The sequence below is a fragment of the Prevotella sp. C0026C3 genome (assembly GCF_056590795.1).
Genome location: NZ_JBWPWW010000003.1, coordinates 219,444 through 243,762 on the forward strand (window position 1 = coordinate 219,444; position 24,319 = coordinate 243,762).

At 39.9% G+C, this 24,319-nt stretch carries 16 protein-coding genes; 10 read left to right on the forward strand and 6 right to left on the reverse strand.

Annotated elements, in window-relative coordinates; all coding sequences use genetic code 11:
* Window positions 1-253: 253 nt before the first annotated feature.
* Genes AC1EK4_RS03270 through AC1EK4_RS03280 form a run of 3 tightly spaced genes read left to right on the forward strand, consistent with a single transcriptional unit; the run spans window position 254 to window position 5,066 of the window.
* Entirely contained in the window at window positions 254-3,742 is a 3,489-nt protein-coding gene (locus AC1EK4_RS03270) for an ATP-binding protein (RefSeq protein WP_480356985.1), read from the forward strand.
* Window positions 3,743-3,748: 6 nt separating this feature from the next.
* Window positions 3,749-4,474 carry a DUF5932 domain-containing protein gene (locus AC1EK4_RS03275; protein WP_036896481.1) on the forward strand — a complete coding sequence of 242 codons (726 nt, stop codon included), beginning with the start codon at window positions 3,749-3,751 and terminating at the stop codon, window positions 4,472-4,474.
* A complete protein-coding gene (locus AC1EK4_RS03280; protein ID WP_036896478.1) occupies window positions 4,464-5,066 on the forward strand; it encodes an AbgT family transporter in 603 nt (200 codons plus the stop codon). The genes AC1EK4_RS03275 and AC1EK4_RS03280 overlap by 11 nt, the downstream gene beginning before the upstream one ends.
* Here AC1EK4_RS03280 and AC1EK4_RS03285 read toward each other — a convergent pair.
* Both AC1EK4_RS03285 and yihA read right to left on the reverse strand, forming a co-directional pair.
* On the reverse strand, window positions 5,063-6,844 hold the full coding sequence (locus tag AC1EK4_RS03285) for an ABC-F family ATP-binding cassette domain-containing protein (RefSeq protein WP_480356986.1): 1,782 nt from the start codon (window positions 6,842-6,844) through the stop codon (window positions 5,063-5,065). The two genes, AC1EK4_RS03280 and AC1EK4_RS03285, sit on opposite strands and share 4 nt — an antisense overlap.
* Window positions 6,844-7,440, reverse strand: coding sequence for a ribosome biogenesis GTP-binding protein YihA/YsxC (gene yihA / locus AC1EK4_RS03290; RefSeq protein WP_036896474.1), 597 nt, complete (start codon window positions 7,438-7,440; stop codon window positions 6,844-6,846). The genes AC1EK4_RS03285 and yihA overlap by 1 nt, the downstream gene beginning before the upstream one ends.
* Before the next feature lie 413 nt (window positions 7,441-7,853).
* Between yihA and AC1EK4_RS03295 the strand changes: the two genes are divergently transcribed.
* Window positions 7,854-9,152 (forward strand): DUF3078 domain-containing protein, encoded by a 1,299-nt coding sequence (locus AC1EK4_RS03295; RefSeq protein ID WP_480356999.1) that lies wholly within the window; start codon window positions 7,854-7,856, stop codon window positions 9,150-9,152.
* Window positions 9,153-9,367: 215 nt separating this feature from the next.
* Here the strand turns inward: AC1EK4_RS03295 and secA are convergent, their stop codons facing one another.
* From secA to AC1EK4_RS03310, 3 genes are all read right to left on the reverse strand, one after another.
* Window positions 9,368-12,709 (reverse strand): preprotein translocase subunit SecA, encoded by a 3,342-nt coding sequence (secA, locus tag AC1EK4_RS03300; RefSeq protein WP_036896469.1) that lies wholly within the window; start codon window positions 12,707-12,709, stop codon window positions 9,368-9,370.
* A 129-nt stretch (window positions 12,710-12,838) separates the two neighbouring features.
* Window positions 12,839-14,239: an alkaline phosphatase family protein gene (locus AC1EK4_RS03305; RefSeq protein WP_062435654.1), complete on the reverse strand. Its 1,401-nt coding sequence runs from the start codon at window positions 14,237-14,239 to the stop codon at window positions 12,839-12,841.
* A complete protein-coding gene (locus tag AC1EK4_RS03310; protein WP_062435658.1) occupies window positions 14,236-15,447 on the reverse strand; it encodes an Lnb N-terminal periplasmic domain-containing protein in 1,212 nt (403 codons plus the stop codon). The genes AC1EK4_RS03305 and AC1EK4_RS03310 overlap by 4 nt, the downstream gene beginning before the upstream one ends.
* Window positions 15,448-15,532: 85 nt before the next feature.
* Between AC1EK4_RS03310 and bamG the strand changes: the two genes are divergently transcribed.
* The 6 genes from bamG to AC1EK4_RS03340 all read left to right on the forward strand — a co-directional run bounded on the left by bamG (window position 15,533) and on the right by AC1EK4_RS03340 (window position 23,462).
* Window positions 15,533-16,840, forward strand: a complete 1,308-nt coding sequence (gene bamG / locus AC1EK4_RS03315) for a BamG family beta-barrel-assembly machinery protein (RefSeq protein ID WP_036896459.1) — start codon at window positions 15,533-15,535, stop codon at window positions 16,838-16,840.
* A gap of 16 nt (window positions 16,841-16,856) precedes the next feature.
* Window positions 16,857-17,522 carry an OstA-like protein gene (locus AC1EK4_RS03320; protein ID WP_052052763.1) on the forward strand — a complete coding sequence of 222 codons (666 nt, stop codon included), beginning with the start codon at window positions 16,857-16,859 and terminating at the stop codon, window positions 17,520-17,522.
* 20 nt (window positions 17,523-17,542) lie between these two features.
* A complete protein-coding gene (locus AC1EK4_RS03325) occupies window positions 17,543-18,802 on the forward strand; it encodes a hemolysin family protein (protein ID WP_036896457.1) in 1,260 nt (419 codons plus the stop codon).
* Between the two features lie 170 nt (window positions 18,803-18,972).
* Window positions 18,973-21,114, forward strand: a complete 2,142-nt coding sequence (locus tag AC1EK4_RS03330; protein ID WP_480356991.1) for a peptidylprolyl isomerase — start codon at window positions 18,973-18,975, stop codon at window positions 21,112-21,114.
* A 274-nt stretch (window positions 21,115-21,388) separates the two neighbouring features.
* Entirely contained in the window at window positions 21,389-22,372 is a 984-nt protein-coding gene (locus AC1EK4_RS03335) for a Gfo/Idh/MocA family protein (RefSeq protein WP_036896524.1), read from the forward strand.
* 43 nt (window positions 22,373-22,415) lie between these two features.
* Window positions 22,416-23,462, forward strand: coding sequence for a DUF4421 domain-containing protein (locus AC1EK4_RS03340; RefSeq protein ID WP_480357000.1), 1,047 nt, complete (start codon window positions 22,416-22,418; stop codon window positions 23,460-23,462).
* 2 nt (window positions 23,463-23,464) lie between these two features.
* On the opposite strand, the gene AC1EK4_RS03345 is transcribed toward AC1EK4_RS03340, so the two are convergent.
* Window positions 23,465-24,319, reverse strand: a complete 855-nt coding sequence (locus AC1EK4_RS03345; RefSeq protein WP_480356992.1) for an N-acetylmuramoyl-L-alanine amidase-like domain-containing protein — start codon at window positions 24,317-24,319, stop codon at window positions 23,465-23,467.

The following is a 24,319-nucleotide window of genomic DNA, read 5'->3' on the forward strand; positions in this document are numbered from 1 at the left end:
AATAATTTTAATAGCCTCTGTGATATTACTGCACGGCTGTGGCAGCATTGCTGAAAAAACCAAACAGCAACGCTGAAAAGTCTAGGCAGCGATATTGCAGAGGTTTTGCAGTATATAAGGAGTGATTGGGTAGGAGTGAGTAGTGATGAGTTTTTAGTATTAATTTGATGACTGTTGCTTTATAGATGTGTGTTGTTAAAAAAGTCCAAAGGCTAGAATGTATGTAGAAAAAAAATACTACCTTTGAATAATCATGACCTTATCGGTGTACCATACGTGTCATAAACGGCTGATAGAGAGGTTGTTATTGGTAGTCTTTTGGATTATCAATCTGTCTCTTTTCGTTGCGTGTACTCATTCAAATCATCAAATTGTGGATGAATTGAATGCTCGTTCGTATGCTTTCCATTACCGTGATTTGGATTCAACTTTAAAGTATGCCAACAAGGCTTATGCTTTGTCCCATGGTTATGCCGACGGGCGGGCGGAGGCACTGAATAACTTGGCTTTTGTCAGCATGGTCAAAATGGACTATAACCGTGCTGCCCAATATTTGTCAAAAGCTCAAGACGCTACCGATAATCAGGTAGAATTATTGGTGGCTGATGTCCAGTTTATGCGTTTATGCCAGCGACAATCCCGGAACAAAGATTTTTATAAATACCGTGAACGTGCTTCTCTTAGATTGAAGCGTATCAATGAAGAGGTCGGGACATTGAATGTTCGCCAGCAGATGCGTGTAGCTTATGCACAGAGCGAGTATGCTATTGTGGAGTCTACCTATTTCTATTATGTGGGACTGTCGGCGCCTTCTCTCAAGGCAATGGCACGTATTGACCCTAACGGAATCGTATCTAAGGACACCGCCCAGCTACTATCTTATTATTATAATGTAGGTTCTGGTGGTATTATCACGCGTGGAACGGAAGAGGAAATCAGTCAGACGGAGTTCGATTATTTGGTGCGTTGCTATATCATGTCGCGCGAAAACGACTATCCTTATTGGGAAGCTAATTCTATGCAAGCTATCAGTGAGCATTTGAAATCACCTCAATCGGCTCAGCGACTGATTAAGAATAATCTCCCGGCAATTAAATATCTCAATGTAGATCAAATGCCCGACTCGCTTTTGGCAGGCAATTTGGCACAGCGTGCGTTAGCTTTGTTTAAGCAATATGGTGATGTTTATCAGATAGCAGGTGCTTATCGAACGTTGGCAGAGTGCTATTGGGGACAGAAAGATTATCGTTCTGCTATCATTTGTTTGAACGATGCGTTGAACTCAGATACCGTTATCAATCGTGCGCCCGATCTAGTTGCGTCTATTCGAGAGCAATTAAGTCTTGCCTTTTCGGCTATTGACGACAAGCCACAGAGTGATTATAATCGCAATATCTATTTGGATATACAAGAGATGACACGCCAAGACCGATTGCTAGAGGCACGTGCTGCACAGCTCGACCAGTCGTCGCAAGTATTGAATCTGATGATTGTTGCTGTGGTTGTGACGATAGTTTTGATTATCGCATTGCTTATCGTATTCAGTCGAATGCGTAAGCGCAAAGACCAAGAATTAGATACCGAGAATCTGTTTGAGCCATTGGAGCAGTGGAATAGGCAGTCTGAACAGCAGCTAGTAAGCCAACAGAATAAACTGGATGAGATAGAAGAGGAAATCCAGATGATGCACTTCCGCATATTGGATAATCGTAAGCGAAACTTAGAACAGCGTGCCAAGATAGCACTAGTCAATAGTATCACTCCATTGATAGACCGTATTTCCAATGAAGTTCAGCGACTTACAAATTCTCATGAAGATGAGGATATGCGTCAAAAACGCTTGATGTATATCTCGGAGTTGACGAGTCAAATTAATGCCTATAATGATAAATTGACTCAATGGATACAGTTGAAGCAGGGACAATTGAACCTTCACATTGAGAGTTTCAAACTACAAAATTTGTTTGAATTACTCAAAAAAGGTGGAATGAGTTTTGCCATGAAAGGCATTACTTTACAGGTGGGAGACACGGATAGTGTTGTTAAGGCCGATAAAACATTGACCCTGTTTATGCTTAACACGTTGACAGACAATGCACGTAAATTCACTCCGAAAGGTGGAACGGTGTCTGTGTGCAGCCGTTCGGCCTCTGATTATGTTGAAATCTCCATATCTGATACCGGTGTAGGTATGGATGAAGAGCACATTGCTCACATTTTTGACCATAAACACTTACTTGATGAGAAAAAGATAGAGACATCAGAGAAATCTCATGGTTTCGGCTTGATGAATTGTAAGGGTATCATTGATAAGTATCGCAAGGTGAGTCAAATATTCAATGTGTGCTCTATCAGTGTGGCCAGTGAGGTAGGGAAGGGTAGTGTATTTTCTTTCCGACTGCCTAAAGGGATTAGTCGGATTCTTATATTTGCCATCTTATTGTTGGCACCAAAAGAGATGAATGCTGCGAATAAGGACTTATCTATAGCCTTACAGTATTCTGATTCAGTATACGATAGTAACGTTCGTGGGGATTATAGTCGTACGCTCGTTTATGCCCAAAAGTGTATTGACGCTTTAAATGCATTCTATCTGTCCAAGAAAATGGGTACACCTTATCAGATGAAATTGTATGATAATGGAGATATACCGGCCGAACAGATTTGGCTTGAAGATGGTTTGCGTACCAATTATGATGTGATATTAAGGGTAAGAAATGAGAGTGCAGTGGCAGCTTTGGCCTTACATCAGTGGAAATTGTACCATTATAATAACAAAGCTTATACTCAGTTGTTTAGGAAACGTTCGGCAGATAGAAGCTTGGGAAACTATGTGACGCTGATGCAACGGTCGGAAACCAATAAGAATGTTGCTATTGCTATTTTGATAATTCTGCTGTTAAGTATCTTACCGGCTTATTATTTCGTTTACTATAGGCATCGCCTTTATTATCGTTTCTGTGTAGAAAAGGTGCGCAAGATAAACGAAGTGTTGTTGTCGAGCATGACTCCTGAGGAGAAATTGACATTGATTCAAAGGATGTGGAAAGGACTGAATCATCCTTTACATCCCCGTTATGCAGGATTAAATGCGCTTGTAAGTCAGGTGCAATTGTCGCTAAGCCAAAGTATCCAGCACAATCAAGAGACAGAAAACAGATTGGAACTGGCCGAAGATGAGTTGAATAGGACTCGTTACGAAAGCGATCGGCTGTATGTAAGTAATAGTGTGCTAGATAATTGCTTGTCTACATTGAAGCACGAAACCATGTATTATCCGTCTAGAATCAAGCAATTGATAGACGATAAAGGAGACTTGCAGGTTATAAAAGAAGTCGTAGATTATTATAAAGAGCTGTACATGTTGCTGAGTATGCAGGCTATGCGACAGATTGATAGTAATGTTACGATAGACGATGACATTCTTAAATACTTGCTAGATAAGCTCCGTAAGTTGACCGGAACATCCAATTTGCAGTTGGAAAGTAGGGAGCGTGATGGCATTTATAGCATTGTAACAGTTGAAATTCCGCAGTTAGAATTGTCTGATAAAGAATGTTTGGAACTCTTTACGCCTTCTTCTGTAAATATAGAATATATGATTTGCAGGCAGATAGTGCGCGAGATTGGCGAGACGACAAATGCAAGAGCCAGTGGAATACAAGCACGGCATAGCGCTGTAACTGGTGGTATAGCCATTGATATTGTATTACCTAAACAGATAGCAGATAAATTAAAATAACCGAATATGAATAATTTCAAGATTGTAATAGTAGAAGATGTCCCTCTGGAACTGAAGGGAACGCTTGGTATTATCCGTAATGATATACCGGAAGCGGAAATACTTGGAACGGCCGAAAACGAACAGGCGTATTGGAAACTGATGAAACAAAACTTGCCGGATCTTGTCTTGTTAGACTTAGGATTGGGTGGTTCGACGACCGTAGGTGTGGAAATATGCCGACAGACCAAGCAGTCTTATCCCCTAGTTAAGGTGCTTATATTCACAGGTGAAATATTGAATGAGAAGCTATGGGTGGATGTTTTGGATGCCGGATGTGAGGGTGTCATCTTGAAAAGCGGTGAGTTGCTCACGCGTGGGGATGTATCTAGCGTAATGGATGGGAAAAGATTGGTATTCAACCAGCCTATTCTAGAGAAGATAGTGGAGCGTTTCAAGCGTAGTGTGAACAATCAATTGATGCGTCAAGAGGCTTTGGTCAACTACGAGATTGATGAGTATGATGAGCGTTTTTTACGCCATTTGGCATTGGGATATACCAAGGAGCAAATTACAAACTTGCGTGGTATGCCGTTTGGAGTAAAGAGTTTGGAAAAGAGACAAAACGAGTTGGTGCAGAAAATGTTCCCCGATGGAAACGGAGGAATGGGAGTAAATGCCACAAGATTGGTGGTACGGGCTTTTGAATTAAGAATCCTTGATATAGATAATCTACGTCCTGATGAGGAATAGTTACCGAATATGGGGCTTTGTGACACTGGGTTTACTGTTGGCTCAGTTTGTTATTATATTACTGTCGTGGCTGGTTACTGCAGCCATGCCGGAAGAACCGTTGCGCTCTTTATTGAGTAGTGAGGGAGTGAGATGGTACTTCGGCCATATGATAGAGAATTTTTCATCTCCTTATCTTAGTTGGTTATTGTTGCTATGTGTGGCTCTTGGCGCTGTTAAAAGTAGTCGTATTTTCAGTATTAAGTTCCCTCTGACGTTTCGACAACGCCTTGCTTTGCAACTTGTAGGAGTGGAGTTATTAATCTTCCTTGCCATTATTGCATCTTTGACACTGCTACCTCATGCCATTCTGTTGAGTGTTACGGGACATTTATATCCCAGCAGTTTTTCGCAAGGAATTATTCCTATTGGTGCATTTGCGCTAATAGCATTCTCTATTAGTTATGCTGTTGTCTGCGGAGAAGTGCAAAAGATAGAGGATGCTTTTAGTATGTTAACTGCCGGTATTATTACTGCTGCACCGCTATTTGTGGTTTATCTCTTAGCGGTGCAGCTGTATGCCTCTGCTGTTTTCATGTTGACTGTGAATTAAGCAAATTCTGCTAGTTCCAGCCAACGCATTTCCTTGGTATCTAATTCATCCTTGAGCAGAGGCAACTCTTTACTTTTTTCTGTAAGCTCTTCTACACTTAACGTGCCACTACACAAGGCTGTCTCAATGTCTTTTATCTTTGTTTCTAAGGCAGAAATGTCTGCTTCTAATTGCTCGTATTCTCTCTTTTCCTTGAAAGAAAGCTTTCGTTTGGTGACATTATGGTAGTCGTTTTTGGTAGTTGTGGTTGTCTGTGAAGTTGCCTTCTCTTCCTTTTGCGATTTAAGGGCGTTGTATTCTCTATATTGTGTATAGTTTCCGGGGAAGTCTTGTACCCCTCCATCGCCCTCGAATACCAAAAGATGGTCTACAACTTTATCCATAAAGTAACGGTCGTGACTCACTACAATGACACAACCGGGAAAGTCTTGCAAATAAGCTTCTAGTATTTGGAGTGTCTGGATATCTAAATCGTTAGTAGGTTCGTCTAATACTAGGAAGTTAGGATTCCTCATGAGTACGGCACATAGATAGAGTTTGCGACGCTCTCCACCGCTCAATTTGTATACGAAGTTATGTTGTTCTTCAGGCGAGAACATGAAGTGTTGCAGGAATTGGCTTGCTGTAAGATGCTTACCTCCACCAAGATCGATGTATTCGGCAATGTCTGTGATGACGTCAATAACCTTCTGTTGCTCGTCGAATTGCAGTCCCTCTTGTGAGAAATAGCCGAAACGCACGGTCTCGCCAATATCAAACTTACCGCTGTCGGGCTGTATTAAGCCCAGTAACATCTTGATAAAGGTGGATTTACCGGTTCCATTATTACCTACGATTCCCATCTTTTCGAATCGTGCAAAGTTGTAGTAAAAATCTTTGAGAATCACTTTCTCTGAGCTCCATGCTTTTGATACATATTGGCACTCAAAGATTTTAGATCCTATATATACATTTCTTGCTTTCAGTCGAACCTGTCTTTCTTCGATTCTTTGTTTGGCTTTGGCTTCCAATTCATAGAAAGCTTCTTCGCGATAACGTGCTTTGTGTCCACGTGCTTGTGGCATACGGCGCATCCATTCCAACTCCGTTTTATACAGATTGTTGGCTCTTGCTATCTCGGCTCGTGTGTTGTCTATGCGTTCTTGGCGTTTTTCCAGATAATAAGCATAGTTACCCCGATAAGTATAAGTCTGCTTGTTGTCGAGTTCTACGATGAGATTGCATACCCTGTCAAGGAAGAATCTGTCGTGTGTAACCATCAAAAGAGTCTTATTACCTCGCAACAAATAGCCTTCAAGCCATTCTATCATGTCAAGGTCGAGGTGGTTGGTAGGCTCGTCAAGAATCAAGAAATCCGGTTCGGTGGTAAGCACATTAGCCAATGCGACACGTTTTTGTTGGCCACCACTCAGCTCTCCCATCTTCTGATTCATGTCGCTGATTTTAAGCTGAGTGAGTATTTGTTTGGCCTTGAGCATCTTTTCTTCAGAGCCATGATGATTGAAACAAGCATCAAGGACTGTTTCTTCCGGGTCAAAGGCAGGGGATTGTTCTAAGTAGCCAATCTTCAAATCATTGCGATAAATGATTTCTCCTGAATCCTTACCCTCTTTTCCTGTGAGTACAGAGAGTAGGGTAGACTTGCCCGTTCCGTTCTGAGCAATCAAGCCTACTCGTTGCCCTTCGGCTACGGAAAAAGAGATTTTGTCGAATAAAACCAAAGCTCCAAAACTCTTTGTGAGGTTTTGGACATCAAGATAAGGGCGTTGTACTGGCATCAGAGAGTCTTATTGATTTCGTCAATACAGTTGAGAACTTCTTCTCGACCTATCTTCTTTTCAGAGCTGGTAATATAATATGGTGGCAGCTCTTCCCATCTGTCTTCTAGTTGTTTCATCCAAGCTGCAGCATTCTGACGCGCTTTTACTGCCCCCAGCTTATCGGCCTTGGTAAATATAATGGTGAATGGTACATTGCTTTCGCCCAACCAATCGATGAATTCTCGGTCTATTTTCTGTTGCTCATGCCTTACATCGATGAGCACAAACACATTGATGAGTTGTTCCCTTTGTAGGATATAAGAACTTATCATTTGCTCCAATTTCTTCTGCATCACCTTTGAACGCTTTGCATAACCGTAGCCGGGAAGGTCTACAAGATACCACTCATTATTGATAATAAAGTGGTTGATGAGCAATGTTTTACCCGGAGTAGCTGATGTCTTTGCAAGATTTTTATGGTTGCAAAGCATATTGATGAGGCTGGATTTACCAACATTGGATCTGCCAATGAATGCATATTCAGGCTTGGAATCCTTTGGACATTGGGTTACAGTCTGAGATGAAATGACAAATTCAGATTTTTTGATTTCCATATATTCGTGTTGTTATCTTCTGCAAAGATACAAAAAATAGCTGAATAGATACTTGTTGGATACTTTGAAGCACGAAGTTTGTTTGTTTTTTGTTCTACATTTAGGAATCACTGTATTTATACTTACCTTGCTGCAAGGTTTGGGCAGCGTTGCTGCATGGCTTATTCAGCATTGTTGGTAAGCCTTTGCAGTTTTTCTGCCTCGATTTTGCAGTGAAGTGCTGTCAATACTATAAAGTATTTACTGCAATGTAATGGGAAAATAAAAAGATTTGGATTTTGAGTTGATAGCTTGATATTGTCGTTGTTATAAGTATAGCAACAGCTTCGTAGGAACGTAATTTTCTCATTTACATTAGATATTACGATTATTTTATTTACTTTTGCAGAGAGTACTCTACTATAATGATAAAAATGACAAGCAAGAAGTTTTTGATTTTATTTTGCATGGCATCGTGTCTGCCTGTAGTTGCACAACATACTAATAGGGAAGGGATGAATCTTCGAGATTCTCACTTTGTAGAAAGCTATATGGACTCTCTGGCACAGCATAGGCCCGATACGATGTCGTCTGATATGACTCCTCAAATAGGATTTAGTAGGTTTACACCGTCGCCTACTTATGCAAGACTGTTTTTACCATTGGCTTACTATAAGAATGTAAGCCATCGTATGCTATCGCTAGATAGTGATATGCAGAAGATATCGCCTACTGAACTGGCCTTGGAGCGAGCTCTGCTATCTGTCTATATGAATCATCCGCAATTGGTATCTACGACCCAAAGTAAACTTGATATTATTGGGCCGACATTGGAAGTAGGTGAACAGACAAGGGAGTCACATCCTGATTTGGTAGAACAAGTGGCCCCAACGCCTATAGAACCAGATTTGATAGCTGCAGCACCGATTATTCATAAGCCTAATTTTTGGACTTTTAGTGGAGATTATTATTTGCAATTCTTGCAGAATTATGTCTCTAGCAACTGGTATAAGGCGGGCGAAAGCAGCTACTCGATGGTTGGTGCTGTGACGCTTCAAGCTAATTATAACAATAAGCAGAAGGTGAAATGGGACAATAAGTTAGAGCTAAAACTAGGACTACAGACTTCAAGAGGTGATAGCCTTCATAGTTTGAAGACCAGCGAAGACTTGATTCGTTATACTGGAAAGTTGGGATTCCAAGCTACTAAGAAATGGTATTATGCAATTCAGTTGATAGCCTATACTCAGTTCATGCGTGGCTATGCTTCGAATAATCCCTTTGTGTTTAGTGATTTCATGAGTCCTTTTGGGGCCAATCTGTCTGTCGGTATGGATTATACGGTTGACTTTTTTAAGAAGAAACTTACAGGTACTGTTCATCTAGCTCCTGCAGCTTATAATTTTAAATATGTCAGCCGTTTGGCTCTTGCACCGCGATTTGGACTTGATGAAGGAAAACATCAGTTGCATGATATAGGTTCGGAAATCACCGTAGACTTGAACTGGAAATTCAGTGATATGATTAGTTGGAAGACTCGTCTCTATGGTTATACCACTTACAGTCGTACAGAATTGGAATGGGAAAATACCTTTGTGTTTAAATTCAACAGGTATATATCTACTAATATCTTTATCTATCCGCGCTTTGATGATGGCTCTAAAAGGGATAATCATCATGGATATTGGCAGTTGAAAGAGTATGCTAGTTTAGGATTTGCTTATTCTTTCTAATCTCCTCTGTAGTTTTTGATAGCTCTCAACAGCGTGGCTTTATTTCTTGTTTTGGCAGAGATTAAATATCCAGAGTGTATTAAGGGTTGCTCAATGCTTATTACAAGCAAGATAGAAGAGATAGAAGTAAGTTGAGATAAGGCCTTAAATTTGATGATCTATGTATCAAATAAAAACAAGAAAGCCATGGAGTCAACTCCATGGCTTTCTTGTTTTTATTCGATATTGCGTCCGTGGCAATTCTTGAACTTCTTACCACTACCACATGGACAAGGGTCGTTGGGGCGTGGCATCTTGTCTGCTACGTACGGTGTATGATTTACTTCATTGTATCCCTCACGCGTATCGCGGTGTGCGGCAGCTTGCTGTGCGGCTCTTTCTAGTTGCTCGTTGATGTCTTCTTTCTGCTCGTGGTAGAGCTGAGAATGTTCTTCGGGAGCAGCTTCTTGTACTTGTTGCTGTACTTCTGGAATCTGAGCACGCATCAAAATCGATGCTGTACGATTGTTCATGTCGTCAATCATCGTATCCCATATCTTCACACTTTCGAGCTTGAAAATCAACAATGGGTCTTTCTGTTCGTATGAAGCGTTCTGTACAGAGTGGCGTAATTCGTCGAGCTGACGTAGATTCTCTTTCCAGTTATCATCAATGATACGGAGCATTGTGACTTTCTCGAACTGCTTAACGACATCTTTGGCTTCTGTATCGTAAGCTGTTTTGAGATTGCAAGGTATCTGATAAATCATCTTACCATCTGTGATTGGTACCATGATACGTTCATAGAGTTGTCCTTGATTCTCTTGAACATCTTTGATAACAGGCCATGCAACACTCTGAATACGGTCTACTTTACGCTTAAAGGCAGCCATAGCGGCTTGGAAAGCACGTTCGGCAAGGTCGGATGTAGATGCGTTTTCAAATTCGTCTTGTTCGAAAGGACATTCCATAGCAAGCACTTTCAAGAATTGCTCTTTAGCTCCTTCGAAGTCATTCTTCTCTACGATGTTGACACAACGATCCCAAATGATGTTGGTAATATCCATACCGATGCGTTCGCCCATCAATGCATGGCGACGCTTTTCGTAAATAACGGTACGTTGTTTGTTCATCACATCGTCGTACTCCAACAAGTGTTTACGAATACCGAAGTTATTCTCTTCAACCTTCTTTTGGGCACGCTCAATGCTCTTAGAAATCATTGGGCTTTCGATACGCTCGCCATCTTCAAAGCCAAGACGGTCCATTACTTTGGCAATACGCTCGCTGGCAAAGAGGCGCATCAACTTATCTTCAAGACTTACGTAGAACACAGAAGAGCCCGGGTCTCCCTGACGACCGGCGCGACCTCGTAACTGGCGGTCTACACGACGGCTCTCGTGACGTTCGGTACCGATGATGGCCAAACCTCCGGCAGCCTTTACTTCATCGGTCAACTTGATGTCGGTACCACGACCAGCCATGTTGGTAGCGATGGTTACAGCACCAAGTCCGTCTGTAGAACGGCCTGCCTCGGCTACGATTTGTGCCTCTTGTTGGTGTTTCTTTGCGTTCAATACGTTATGTGGAATGCGACGCATCTTGAGCATTTTGCTCAAAAGTTCACTGATTTCAACGGATGTTGTACCAACAAGACATGGCCGACCACTGTTGCGCATAGCTTCAATCTCGTCGATGACAGCTGCATATTTCTCACGAGCAGTCTTGTATACGCGATCGTCTAAGTCCTTACGGAGGATGGGACGGTTTGTCGGAATCTCTACAACATCGAGCTTGTAGATGTCCCAGAATTCTCCTGCTTCGGTAGAAGCTGTACCAGTCATACCAGACAACTTATGGTACATACGGAAGTAATTCTGCAATGTAATCGTTGCAAAGGTCTGTGTTGCAGCCTCTACATGTACATGCTCTTTGGCTTCAACAGCCTGATGTAGCCCGTCACTCCAACGGCGACCTTCCATGATACGTCCGGTCTGCTCGTCGACAATCTTTACTTCTCCATCGATAACCACGTATTCGTCATCCTTATTGAACATGGTGTAAGCCTTCAGAAGCTGCTGCAATGTGTGTACACGCTCACTTTGAACGGCATACTTATTGAGTAGGTCATCTTTCTTGTCAAGTCGCTCTTGATCTGTCAATTCATGTTCAGCTTCCAACGCAGAAAGCTGAGAGGTGATGTCGGGTAAAACGAAGAGGCCTTTGTCGTTTACTTGTTGTGCCAACCATTCGGTGCCTTTATCGGTAAGGTCAGCACTGTTCAACTTCTCGTCAACAACGAAATACAGAGGCTTGACAGCTTTAGGCATCTCTCGGTTGTTGTTCTGCATGTAAAACTCTTCGGTTTTAAGCATACCAGCTTTGATACCTTCCTCTGACAGATATTTAATCAAGGGCTTGTTCTTAGGCAATGCCTTGTATGAACGATAGAGCGCGAGGAAACCATCGTCGAGAATCTTTTGATCTTTCTTTTGTCGTCCCTCTGTAATCTTTTGTTTTGCTTCGGCCAATAATTCCGTAGCTTGTTTACGCTGAACTTCATAAAGACGCTCTACCAATGGTTGGTATTCCTCGAACATTTGGTCGTCACCCTTAGGCACAGGACCTGAGATAATGAGAGGTGTACGAGCATCATCAATTAGCACAGAATCGACCTCGTCGACTATTGCATAGTTGTGTTGACGTTGTACAAGGTCGGCAGGACTTACTGCCATATTATCACGTAGATAGTCGAAACCAAACTCATTGTTGGTACCGAAGGTAATATCTGCCTGATAAGCTTTGCGACGTTCAGGAGAATTTGGGCGATGTTTGTCTATACAATCGACTGATAAGCCATTGAACATGTAAAGAGGCCCCATCCATTCTGAGTCGCGTTTTGCCAAATAGTCATTGACTGTGACCATGTGAACGCCATTTCCAGTAAGTGCATTCAAAAATACCGGTAGGGTAGCAACGAGGGTTTTACCTTCACCGGTAGCCATTTCTGCAATCTTGCCTTGATGCAATGCTATACCACCAAAGAGCTGTACATCGTAATGGATCATTCCCCATTTCTGTTTATTTCCGCCAGCTGTCCATTCATTGTGGTAAATAGCTTTATCGCCTTCAATGGTAATAAAGTCGTTCTTAGGGTCGGCAGCCAACTCACGATCAAAGTCTGTGGCTGTAACTATTGTTTCTTCGTTTTCCGAGAAGCGGCGTGCTGTATCTTTGATGATACTGAATGCGACAGGCATTACCTCGTTAAGAGCCTGTTCATATATCTCTAAAGCTTCTTTTTCTAATTTATCTATTTCGTTGAAAATCTCTTCACGTTCATCAATAGGAGTCTCTTCTATATTTTTCTTCAGCTCTTCTATCTTCGTTTTCTGCTCTTTAGCAGAATCTTGTACATACTTTTGGATTTCTTTGGTTTTAGCTCTTAACTCGTCATTGTTAAGTGCTTGAATTTCAGGGTAAGCGGCCTTTACCTTCTCTACTAATGGTTGAATCAGCTTCATGTCGCGTGTAGACTTGTCGCCGAACAACGATTTTAAAAAATTATTGAAGTTCATATATTATATTGTTTTATTCTTATTGTAGTGGTATATCAATATCAGTGTGCAAAATTACTAAATAAATTTCACATGATTCGATAAAATATTGACTAAAAGCATATAGGGGCTTTATCCAAGATATGAATCTTAGAATAAAGGAGCTGCGCTACAAGCATTTGGAGCACGAATCTTGATAGCTTTGGAAATCGTAGGCGCAATTTGGTCTACAGTAACAGGTGTAGTAACTCTCTCTGCATGAATCCCTGCCCCATAAAAGATAATAGGAAATGGTACGAAAGTTGTACTACTTGTATAATGTTCTGGTATAATTTCATTGACTAGTTGCCAACCCGGAGCAATTTCTATCGTAATATCTCCGCTGACAGGGGGATAAAAACCATTACGCAGTTTTTGTATGTCGTTATTCCCAGAGAGTAAACGCTTGCTTGTAAATACATCGCTGACACCGGCAGTCTGACTTAGAAGCTCTTGACACCGACTAAGGACATCATGGAGAGTCGCCTTTTTCTGTCCAATAAGTCTATGATTCAGATAAATTTGGTTGTGATAATATGCCTCGATATATTCCCCCGGTCCATAGATTGCACTTAAATAGACATTAAGGAGTTTAGCGGTACGATTGATATAGAACGTGCCGGTGGGAATACGGTATTGGGTATAATTTCGATTATCTGCTTGGGCATACCCAGTACTTGTAATGACGAAGAGTACCTTGTCCTTTCCACTCTGCGCTTCTATATTACTAATTAATTTCCCTAGAGTCTTGTCAAGCTGTGTATAGACTCTTTCCATGGTGGATGTTTGGGAAAAAGCAGTTGCCGAAAGCGATATGTTCAATAAATCTGGAGTTTCATCGGCCCCCATGGCACGCGCTTGAATGACCGTCAATGCCATATTGGCGATATGCTCATTGTATTCTGTTGCATTGAAACTATTACCTCGTTTGGTAGCTGTTACTATGGATGATTGAGGCAACCATTTTTCGCTTTTGGGTGTGTAATATGTCGAGGTACGCCATTTCCCTGTATTCTCGTCAATCCATATAGCGTTGTCGGCTGCATGACCGGCCGAAAGGATTGCGGCATCTTTGTAAGCTGCAAGTCCGTATACAATGCTTGTACCATTGCTACTGACTTTCATTTCATCTCCAATGGTAGAGGTCTGAAGCTTTGCAGGTGAAGCAAAATATTTAATGTCGTCTACACAAGATGCAGGGCGGAGGGTTTTATGATCTAACCATGTAGACGAAATGATGCCATGATGATAAGGCGATGTGCCAGTTGTAATAGATGATATGGCAGAAGCTCGGTCTATAGGAGTGAAACTATAGGATGCTGCATCGTACACTTTGCCTTGATAGAGTAGCTTTTTGAAGCCATCAGTGCCAAATAGTGGGGAGAATGCTTCGATATAGTCGGTACGCAATTGGTCGATATTGATATTGACAACAAGTCTTGGTGTCAATTGAAATGCTTGCATCTCAGCGGATGTAAGTGCAGCTATCAATATGGCAATGTATCGATTCATCTATTTATTGTTAATTGTTTTTTAGAATATATTCTATCTGTCCAACGCATTAGCAAGCATAGTGCCAAAAGCATCATTCCTTCTGCATACTGCTGGAAGAAGCTTAATATGAAGAAAAAAGTGTAGCAAATAGTCAGTATATAAGCATATTTGTGGTTTTTCCTAAATCTCTTGAATAGGAAAAGTATGTTCAGGGGATTCAGTATTAGAATCTGGAAGTTGATGCTAACTGTTGGATGTTGGCTGAAAATCATGGCCAAAAGTATGAGACCGCATACTCCTGTAACTAGGAATAGTAGGTAGTCAAAGCAAATAGTTACACCTTTTAAGGGGGAATATATATGTGCTATAATCGTAAAAATGATAGTTATGGCAAGTAGAATAGCAGCATCTCCTTGTGGTGTTCCTTGGAAGATATTAGGTACGGAGACCACCGTGGTGGGAGGGATAAGCCAATGTGTTTCAGAAACAAAGTTCTCAGCAATGCCTACGCGATTGATGGTTGCCTTGGAAAAATCGTTGCATAACGAGTCTGGTAGGAATTGTTGCTCAGATTTCTCTGTTCTGTAATCAGCCTTAATACCTAGCAGTAAATCGTTGCCAAAGCGTGCCCATCTACTATCTTCATTCCATTGATGAATCATAGAACGATAGGTGGCATCCGGATTTGTGATAGGTGGAAAGGTTACTTTTCCTTCTAGATTACTGACTAAAATATCTCTAGCCCTTGTGGTACAATTATCGTAGAAGTAATTATAACGATAGGTTCGATTCTCTGGTAGGTAATTTGTTCTTAGAGCCTTTTCTATATTCTCTTTTTCGGCTTGAGTTAGATTAAGCTTTTGTTCTTTTACCCATCTACGATCTGATTGGTATTCTGCCAAAAAGTCATTGAATGGGATGATCCCCATTTCGTAATAGGTAAGGCCAAATACAAATCTTAAAATAAAAAAGCTTTGCTTGAATGAAAACATTCCATAATTAATGGCCCAATCTTCATTCCTAGTTATATTATGAAACCTGATGGCAGTGTGGCCGTAAAGGGAATAGATTTCAGACCCAGGTCCGCATGTCAACAAACTGATTTCAATAGAATCTTTTGATAAATTCTTTGGAGTACCGCTTGTATTTTCGGCATTGGTAATACTTGTTAAAGACAGTAAAATTATAAAATAAGCTGTCCTTAATATGTGGTTGAAATGTTTCACGATGCAAAAATAACTTATATTTCCGAGTTATCCTGCATTTGTTTCTGTTTTTTTTGATAATTTTGCAGCGTTTATTTTATACTAGATGAAAAAGATACTTCTATGCATGGCCTTGATGGCTGCAATCTCTAACTCAGCGTTTGCACAGAGTGGAACGAATTCTCCTTATAGTCAATTCGGACTAGGTATGCTCACTGAGCAGGGAGCAGGCTTTAGTCGTGGTATGAATGGTTTAGGTCTTGGTTTTCGTGAACATAATCAAGTAAATTACCTAAATCCAGCATCGTTGTCTGCCATAGATTCTTTGAGTTTCATCTTTGATGCAGGCTTTTCTGGACAAATAACCAATTTTTCCGAAAATGGGGTTCGTAAAAATGCTAATAATGCAACTTTTGATTATGTTGTAGCTGGATTTCGGGCAGCTAAGCATTTTGGAGTTAGTTTTGGTTTGATACCCTTCACTAATATAGGGTATAACTATGCGACAACAGAAACCTTGAATCCAAATTCTAGCAACACGTCAAAGGCTTATAGCAATACCTATAATGGTGAAGGTGGGTTGCATGATGTCTATTTGGGATTTGGTTGGGAGCCATTTAAAGGTTTCTCTTTTGGTGCGACTGTAGGTTTCCTTTGGGGTAATTATACTCGCTCGGTTATTAATAGTTATAGCGATGCTTATGTTAATACGCTGGCTAAGTATTATACTGCTTCTGTAAGTAACTATAAATTGGATTTCGGTGTTCAGTATACTGCAAAATTGAAAGAGAAGGATCAATTGACAATTGGTCTTACTTATGGTTTAGGACATAAGTTGAATGCAGATGCCTCTTGTAAAGTGGTTTCTACCAATAGCCAAACGGTTACTGCCGATACGACGTCTTACATAGCGGCTAAAGCACTTGAGATGCCGACAAGCATTGGGGCCGGTTTTATGTGGAATCACCATGATATGTTGAAATTTGGTGTTGATTATTCTTTGCAAAAATGGGGTACTACAGAGTTTCCACAATATAATGAGTCTAATGGTAATGTAAGCTATATGAAGACATCGGGTCTGTTTAAGGATAGACATAAGATCACGGCCGGATTTGATTTTACTCCTATGTCTAAGCGTTCACGGTCTTTATTTAATCGTATTCATTATCGGGCCGGTGTAAGTTATGCGACACCATACTTAGTCATAAATGGGCAAGATGGTCCTAAGGAGATTAGTGCGACTGTAGGTTTTGGCATTCCAATCATGAATGCTTATAATAATCGTTCGATGTTAAATATCAGTGCACAGTGGGTTAATCAATCAGCTACAGGATTCATTAAGGAGAATACTTTCAGAATAAATATAGGATTAACGTTTAATGAACGTTGGTTTGCAAAGTGGAAAGTGGAATAAAAGGCTGTTTGTCTTAATGAAGTCTTCTTGGTGTATATCCGGCTGTTTACTATTACTGTTCCTTTCTTTTAATTCTTGTAAGGAGCAGAAAGAGCATACTGCACCTGCCATTTTAGAGAAAGATTCTGTGGCATTGATGACATCTTATGGAGTTAATACGCTCATCTCCGACTCTGGTGTCATTAAATATCGTATTGTTACAGAAGAGTGGGAGGTAAATGAAAACCGTAATCCTCCAAGATGGATATTTGATAAAGGACTATTCTTGGAACAATTTGATGAGAAATTCCATGTTCAATCGTACATTCAATGCGATACAGCTTATTATTATACCCAGCAGAAAATATGGGAATTACACTCTCGTGTGAAGATTCTAACGAAAGATGGACTGAAGTTTCAAAGCGAGCAATTATTTTGGGACGAGAATAAACATGAACTTTATTCCTATGTATTCTCCCGATTAATAACTCCCGAACGCACGTTACAAGGTACTTATTTCCGAAGTGATGAGAAGATGACTAAGTATTATGTGTCAAATACGAAGGGCTCTTTTGAAAAGGGGGATTTTGATAATAATGCTGATATGACGGATTCTGCTAAAGTTGCTACGGATTCGATACAAAAAGCTAGGCGTCCTCAAACCGAACCTCGTAGACTGAGTGTACCTGTTTTAAATCATTAAAATTAAATTATTTATATAATTTGGATTTACCGTTAATCATAAGTATTATTATTACGATGCTCTTCTCAGCTTTCTTTTCTGGGATGGAGATAGCCTTTGTTTCTTCAAATAGGATGTTAGCTGAAATGGACAAAAATCGCAATAGTATTACTCAGCGTATTGTCGATTTCTTTTATCATCATCCTAACGATTTTGTTAGTACAACGTTGGTGGGTAACAATATTGTGCTTGTTGTTTACGGTATTTTGATTGCCCATTTCTTTGATAGCACCATATTTGTAGGGTTGGAGTCTGGATATAGGGTGATGGCAGACACAATATTGTCTACGATTATTGTCTTGTTTGTGGGAGAGTTTATGCCTAAGACGCTTTTTAAAAGCAACCCGAATAAGCTCCTTGCATTCTTTTCACCATTGGTGTTTGTCTTTTATATCATCCTGTGGCCTATTAGTAGATTGTCTACGTTCCTTTCTAAAATCTTATTACGCCTACTTGGGGTAAAGATAGATACAAGTAATGGTGTCGGTGAGTTTTCAAAAGTCGATCTTGATTTCCTTGTTCAGTCAAGTATTGAGAATGCTAAGAGCGACGATGATATAGAAGATGAAGTGAAGATTTTTCAGAACGCATTGGATTTCTCTGATACAAAGGTGAGGGATTGTATGGTTCCTCGAACAGAAATCAATGCTGTTGAGAAGAATTGTACGTTGGAGGAATTAAAACAGAAATTCATTGAGAGTGGTAATTCCAAGATTATTGTTTACAATGAAGATATTGACCATGTAGAGGGATATATACACTCTTCGGAAATGTTTCGTGACCCTGCACATTGGACTGACCATATCAATTCCATTCCCTTTGTTCCTGAAACGATGGCTGCTCAACGTTTAATGCATATGCTCTTACAGGAAAAGAAAAGTCTTGGTATCGTTGTAGATGAGTTTGGAGGTACTAGTGGACTAGTCTCTTTGGAAGACATTGTGGAAGAAATTTTTGGTGATATAGAAGATGAACACGACAATATGAAATATATTTCCAAGAAAAATGAAGATGGAAGTTACACGTTGTCGGCTCGGTTGGAAATTGATCGAGTGAACGAACTCTTCGATTTGGCGTTGCCAGAAAGTGATGATTATATGACTATAGGAGGCTTTATTTTACACGAATATCAGAGCTTTCCAAAGTTGAATGAAGTGATACAAATCGGTAAATATAGATTTAAAATCATCAAGAATACTATGACAAAAATAGAATTAGTGCGACTTTGGATAGATAAATAATAGCGAATTAGTCTACTTAAAAATAGTTTAACCTATTCAAACAATGAGGAAAATAGCTTATAAGGTAAGCTTTTATGGTAGAAAAGTTACTCTATTTATATTTTTATTGCTATTTTTGTAGCCACTTTGTATGATGAAAAAACATAAAAATAAATAAACATAATAAAGTAATGGCAGCATTAGGAAAAATTAGAAGCAAAGGTGTGACCTTGATTATCATCATTGGTCTAGGTCTTTTTGCCTTCATTGCCGAAGAGGCGTTTCGCTCTTGTGAGACAAACCGAAACAATCAACGTCAACAAGTCGGTGAAGTGTTAGGTGAGAAAATCAATGTACAGGATTTTCAAAAGTTAGTTGATGAGTATACTGAAGTAATTAAAATGCAGCAGGGAACTCAAAACCTAAACGATGAGCAGTTGAACCAAGTGAAGGATATGGTGTGGAATACTTATATCCAGTCTAAGCTTGTTGAAAACGAAGCAAAGGAACTTGGATTGACAGTTACCGATAAGGAGATGCAGAATATTTTGAAACAGGGAACTAATCCAATGTTATTGCAGACTCCTTTTGTTAATCAACAAACTGGTCGTTTTGATGCTAATGCTTTGCAAAAGTTCCTTGCAGAGTATAAGGCACAGAAGACAGCGAATCCTCAAATGGCACAGCAATATGAAACCATTTATAAGTATTGGACTTTTATAGAGAAGACTTTGCGTCAACAAACATTGGCACAAAAGTTCCAAAATCTATTGGCTCATAGCTTTTTGTCTAATCCTGTAGAAGCTAAGATGGCATTCAAGGATGCTACAGAAGAAAATCAAATTCAATTGGCTTCATTGCCTTATAGCAGTGTTTCAGACGATAAAGTGAAGATTTCTGATGCAGATTTGAAAGCGAAGTATGATGAATTGAAACCTCGCTTTAAGCAGTATGTTGAAAGTAGAGATATTAAGTTTATTGATTATCAGGTAACAGCTTCTTCTAATGATAAGTCTGCAATCAATAAGCAATTTGCTACTTATGCTAGTGAGTTGGCTGTCGCTGCCGATCCTGCGGAAGTTGTTCGTAAGAGTACCTCTTTGATTAGTTATCTTGGAATTCCTGTAGCAAAGACTGCTTTCCCCTCTGATATTGCGCAACGTTTGGATTCTATGGCTGTAGGTCAGACTTTTGGTCCTTCTGTAAACCATCAGGACAATACTATGAATATAGTGAAACTAGTTGCAAAACAGCAGTTGCCTGATTCTATTCAGTATCGTCAGATTCAAATTAGTGGCGCATCCGTAGATGTAGCTCGCAAGACTGCTGATTCTGTGTATACTGCTTTGAAGAGTGGAGCTGATTTTGAGGCATTAGCTAAGAAGTATGGCCAAACTGGCGAGAAGACTTGGATGACCACCAATCAGTATCAGAATGCTCCTTCCATGGATAATGATACGAAGACATTTATCAACAGCTTGAATACCATGGCAGTAAATGGAGTCGTTAATATTCCTGTTACTCAAGGTAATATTATCCTTCAGGTCGTAGATCGTAAGGGCATGATTAATAAGTATACTGCGGCTGTTATCAAGAAGAGTATAGAATTCTCTAGAGAGACTTATAGTGCAGCTTATAATAAGTTCAGCTCTTTTGTAAGTGCAAATCAATCTGCCGAAGCTATCTTGAAGAATGCACAAGCTAGTGGATTTAAGGTTCAAGAGGCTAATGATGTTACAACTGCTCAGCATTATTTGGCTAATATACATAGTACACGTGAGGCTTTGAAATGGTTGTTTGAGGCTAAACAGGGTAGTGTTTCTCCTATGTATGAATGTGGCGATAACGACCACTTGTTGGTTGTAGTGCTTACAAAGATTCATCCTATCGGTTATCGTACTTTGGAAGACAATCAGGTAAAGGAAGTCGTCAAGGCTGAAGTGTTGAAAGATAAGAAGGCTGAAGTGTTATTGGCAAAACTTCAAGGTGCCAATACTGTGGCTGCTGCAAAGGCTAAGGGTGCAACTGTTTCTCCTGTAAATCAGGTTACATTTGCTGCACCAGTATTTATTCCAGCAACAGGTGCTAGTGAGCCAGCTCTTAGTGGTGCTGTTGCTGCTACGAAGAAAGGACAGTTTAGTGCTAAACCTGTGAAAGGTAATGCCGGTGTTTATGTGTTCCAAGTCATGAACAAGCAGGCTGGTTCTACTAAGTTCAATGATAAGTCAGAGGAACAAAAACTTCGTCAGAAAGCTCTTCAGTATGCTGGGAATTTCATGAATGAACTTTATATGAAGGCAAAGGTTGTTGATAACCGTTATTTGTTCTTCTAAGTATTGCCTAGAATTGAAAGTGTTATATTAAGTAACATCTCTTTGATTAGATATAAGCTCCGGCCTAAAACAGGTTGGAGCTTTATTTTGTAGCATCTAGTAGAAAGTTTATAGAGTAGTACAAGGAATCAATACATTAGCAACAATAAACATTCTAGAATTTCTTATTTATATCTTATTTGCATTATCTTTGCACTGATTAGCCTGTAGAATGGTTGATAGTTTAGAAGATACCATCTTACTATTAGATATTAAATCGAAGGAAATTAAAGATATGAAACTAATTAGTTGGGGGTTTATTGGCTGTGGAGAGGTCACAGAGAAGAAGTCTGGACCGGCTTTCAACGAGATTGAAGGCTCTCATGTTGAAGCAGTCATGAGTAGAAGTGAAGAGAAAGCCCGTTCTTATGCAGAGCGTCATCATATCAAAAAATGGTATACTGATGCCCAAGAGTTGATAGACGATTCCAATATCAATGCCATTTATATTGCCACTCCACCATCTAGTCATGCCACATTCGCTATTATGGCGATGAAGGCAGGAAAGCCCGTATATGTAGAAAAACCACTTGCTTCCAGCTATGAAGATTGTGCTCGAATCAATCGGGTAAGTGAGCAGACTGGTGTACCTTGTTTTGTTGCGTATTATAGACGGTATCTTCCTTATTTCCAAAAAGTGAAGAATATTATCTCTAGTGGAACTATTGGCAAGGTGACAAATGTTCAGGTGAGATTTTCTGTACCTCCGAGGGATTTAGATTATAGTAGTGCTAAGAATCTTCCTTGGCGTCTTCAACCCGATATTGCTGGTGGTGGATACTTCTATGATTTAGCTCCTCATCAGCTCGATTTGTTACAAGAACTGTTCGGAGTGATTACACGGGCACATGGGTATTGTGCCAATCGTGCTCATTTGTATCAAGCCGAAGACACTATCAGTGCTTGTTTTTTGTTTGAAAATGGCCTACCCGGAAGTGGTTCTTGGTGTTTTGTTGGGCATCAAAGTGCCAAAGAAGACCGAATAGAAGTTATTGGCGACAAAGGCATGGTATCGTTTTCTGTATTTAACTATGATCCAATCATGCTTGTTACAAGTGCAGGGACGACAAGTATTACAGTTCCTAATCCAGACTATGTACAGTTACCAATTATCAAGACTGTGACAGAAGACTTACAAGGGATTGGTGCTTGTACATGTACTAGTGTGAGTGCTACCCCTGTCAATTGGGTTATGGATAGAATTTTAGGTAAACTTTAGATAGACAGTGTTGAAGAAATCACTCTTCTTATTTTTGATTTTTATGTTTGTTGGTGCCCTTTCTTTATGGGCACAACTTGATACTGTGCATCATGAGAAGCGCAGTACATTCAATCGGATATATGAGGTTGTCAAGGAATTTAGCCGTGTAGATACCCATTATATAGAGCCGCAGCATTATAATTTTACAGTCATGTTGCAGAATACGAATACTTATGAGATGTATTGGTTGCGTTCTAGACAAGGAACTACAATGCGATTGTCTCCTAAACCGAGTATAAAGATAGGGCCTTATATCGGTTGGCGGTGGGTGTTTTTAGGCTATACCATAGACCTTAGTCATTTGTCGGATGGTAATAATCGTAAGGAGTTCGATTTGAGTTTGTATAGTAATCAGATAGGAATTGATTTGTTCTACCGCAAGACAGGTGATGATTATCGAATCAGTGAGTTGGAAGTTGGCAGTGGAATTGATACATCTCCTTTGGATAAAGCTTCTTTTGATGGATTTAAAGCGAGTGTAAAAGGTTTTAATCTGTATTATATTTTCAACCATAAAAGATTTTCTTATCCGGCAGCCTTTAGTCAGAGCACTTGTCAAAAGATTAGTACCGGTTCGCCCCTTGTTGGTATTGGGTATACACACCATTCCTTAGATTTGGATTGGTGTAAGCTATACGATTTGGCAGAAGAACGACTGAATAGTGCTGTCGTTGAAACGATAAAGGCCGATACGAGTCTGTTGGCCTCAAAAATTAATTATTCTGATTTTTCACTAATGGGTGGTTATGCTTATAACTGGGTTTTTGCCAAGAACTGGTTATTTGCTGCTTCGCTGTCTTTAGCCTTAGGATATCAGAGTAGTAAGGGAGATGAAGCACACAAGAGCTTTAGTTTTCGTAACTTTACTTTCAAGAATATGAATCTAGATGGTGTCGGTCGTTTCGGTATCGTGTGGAATAATACGAAATGGTATGCAGGGACAAGTGCCATTCTGCATACCTATAATTACCATAAAAGCCAATTCCATGCCAATACTACATTTGGGAATTTAAATATCTATGTTGGCTTTAATTTTGGTAGAAAATAGTCTCATTTGATTTCTATAACTCGTATTCCGATTTGTATAGGATGCTTGCTCATGTAGGTTCTCAGCAGCATTGGCTCTTCTACTACTTTTTTTCGGATTTGTGAGGCATTCAGCATGTGAAGTCCATCTCGATGCCATACGGCTATTCCAATATGCGAAGTATCTAGTCCGCGCTTGTTGGTGATGATTGCAATGATATCTCCATCTTTAATTGAGTTTTTGAATAGGGAGGTGTTTGCAATTGTCTTCTTGGGTATATAGCGATATGTCAATCCGTTTAAATCTTTTTCCATGCGAGCTATAGCTGTTTTCCATGTCGGGTTTTTCACTAACATAGGATAGTATTGAGGGTGCTCGCTCATGTAGCTCACATTTATTTTCTGTATACCAGTGAAAGGTGCTTTTGTTGTTTGTCTATCTTTTACCAGTCCTAATTTGGTATTACTGATAATCCATTCCGTAAAATAATGATGCCTGTTTGTGTAGTGAATACTTCCTTGTTCATATCTGATTGTTTGCAGATAATGGCAGAAGTCCTTAAAGGTTATCTGTTTTTTCTTTGCACATAAAGTTAAAGCAAGTACATTTTCTACATAGGTAGTGCAATCCAATTCTCTCAGATTGATGACCAATTTTTCGCTTTGATTATTTTCTAGAGTCTTGGCTACATAGGGTATATTGACTAATTGTCTAGCAAAAAACAATACGTAATTTGTATTAGCTTTCCGTGTCTTAGCCTGTTTCAACAGTAATACCACTTTTGTGCTATCATATTTTGTATATTGTATTTGCTGGGCAGCCGCTTTAGCAACGATTGTATTTAGGCTGATGATAATGAATAAAAGTTTCCTATACAT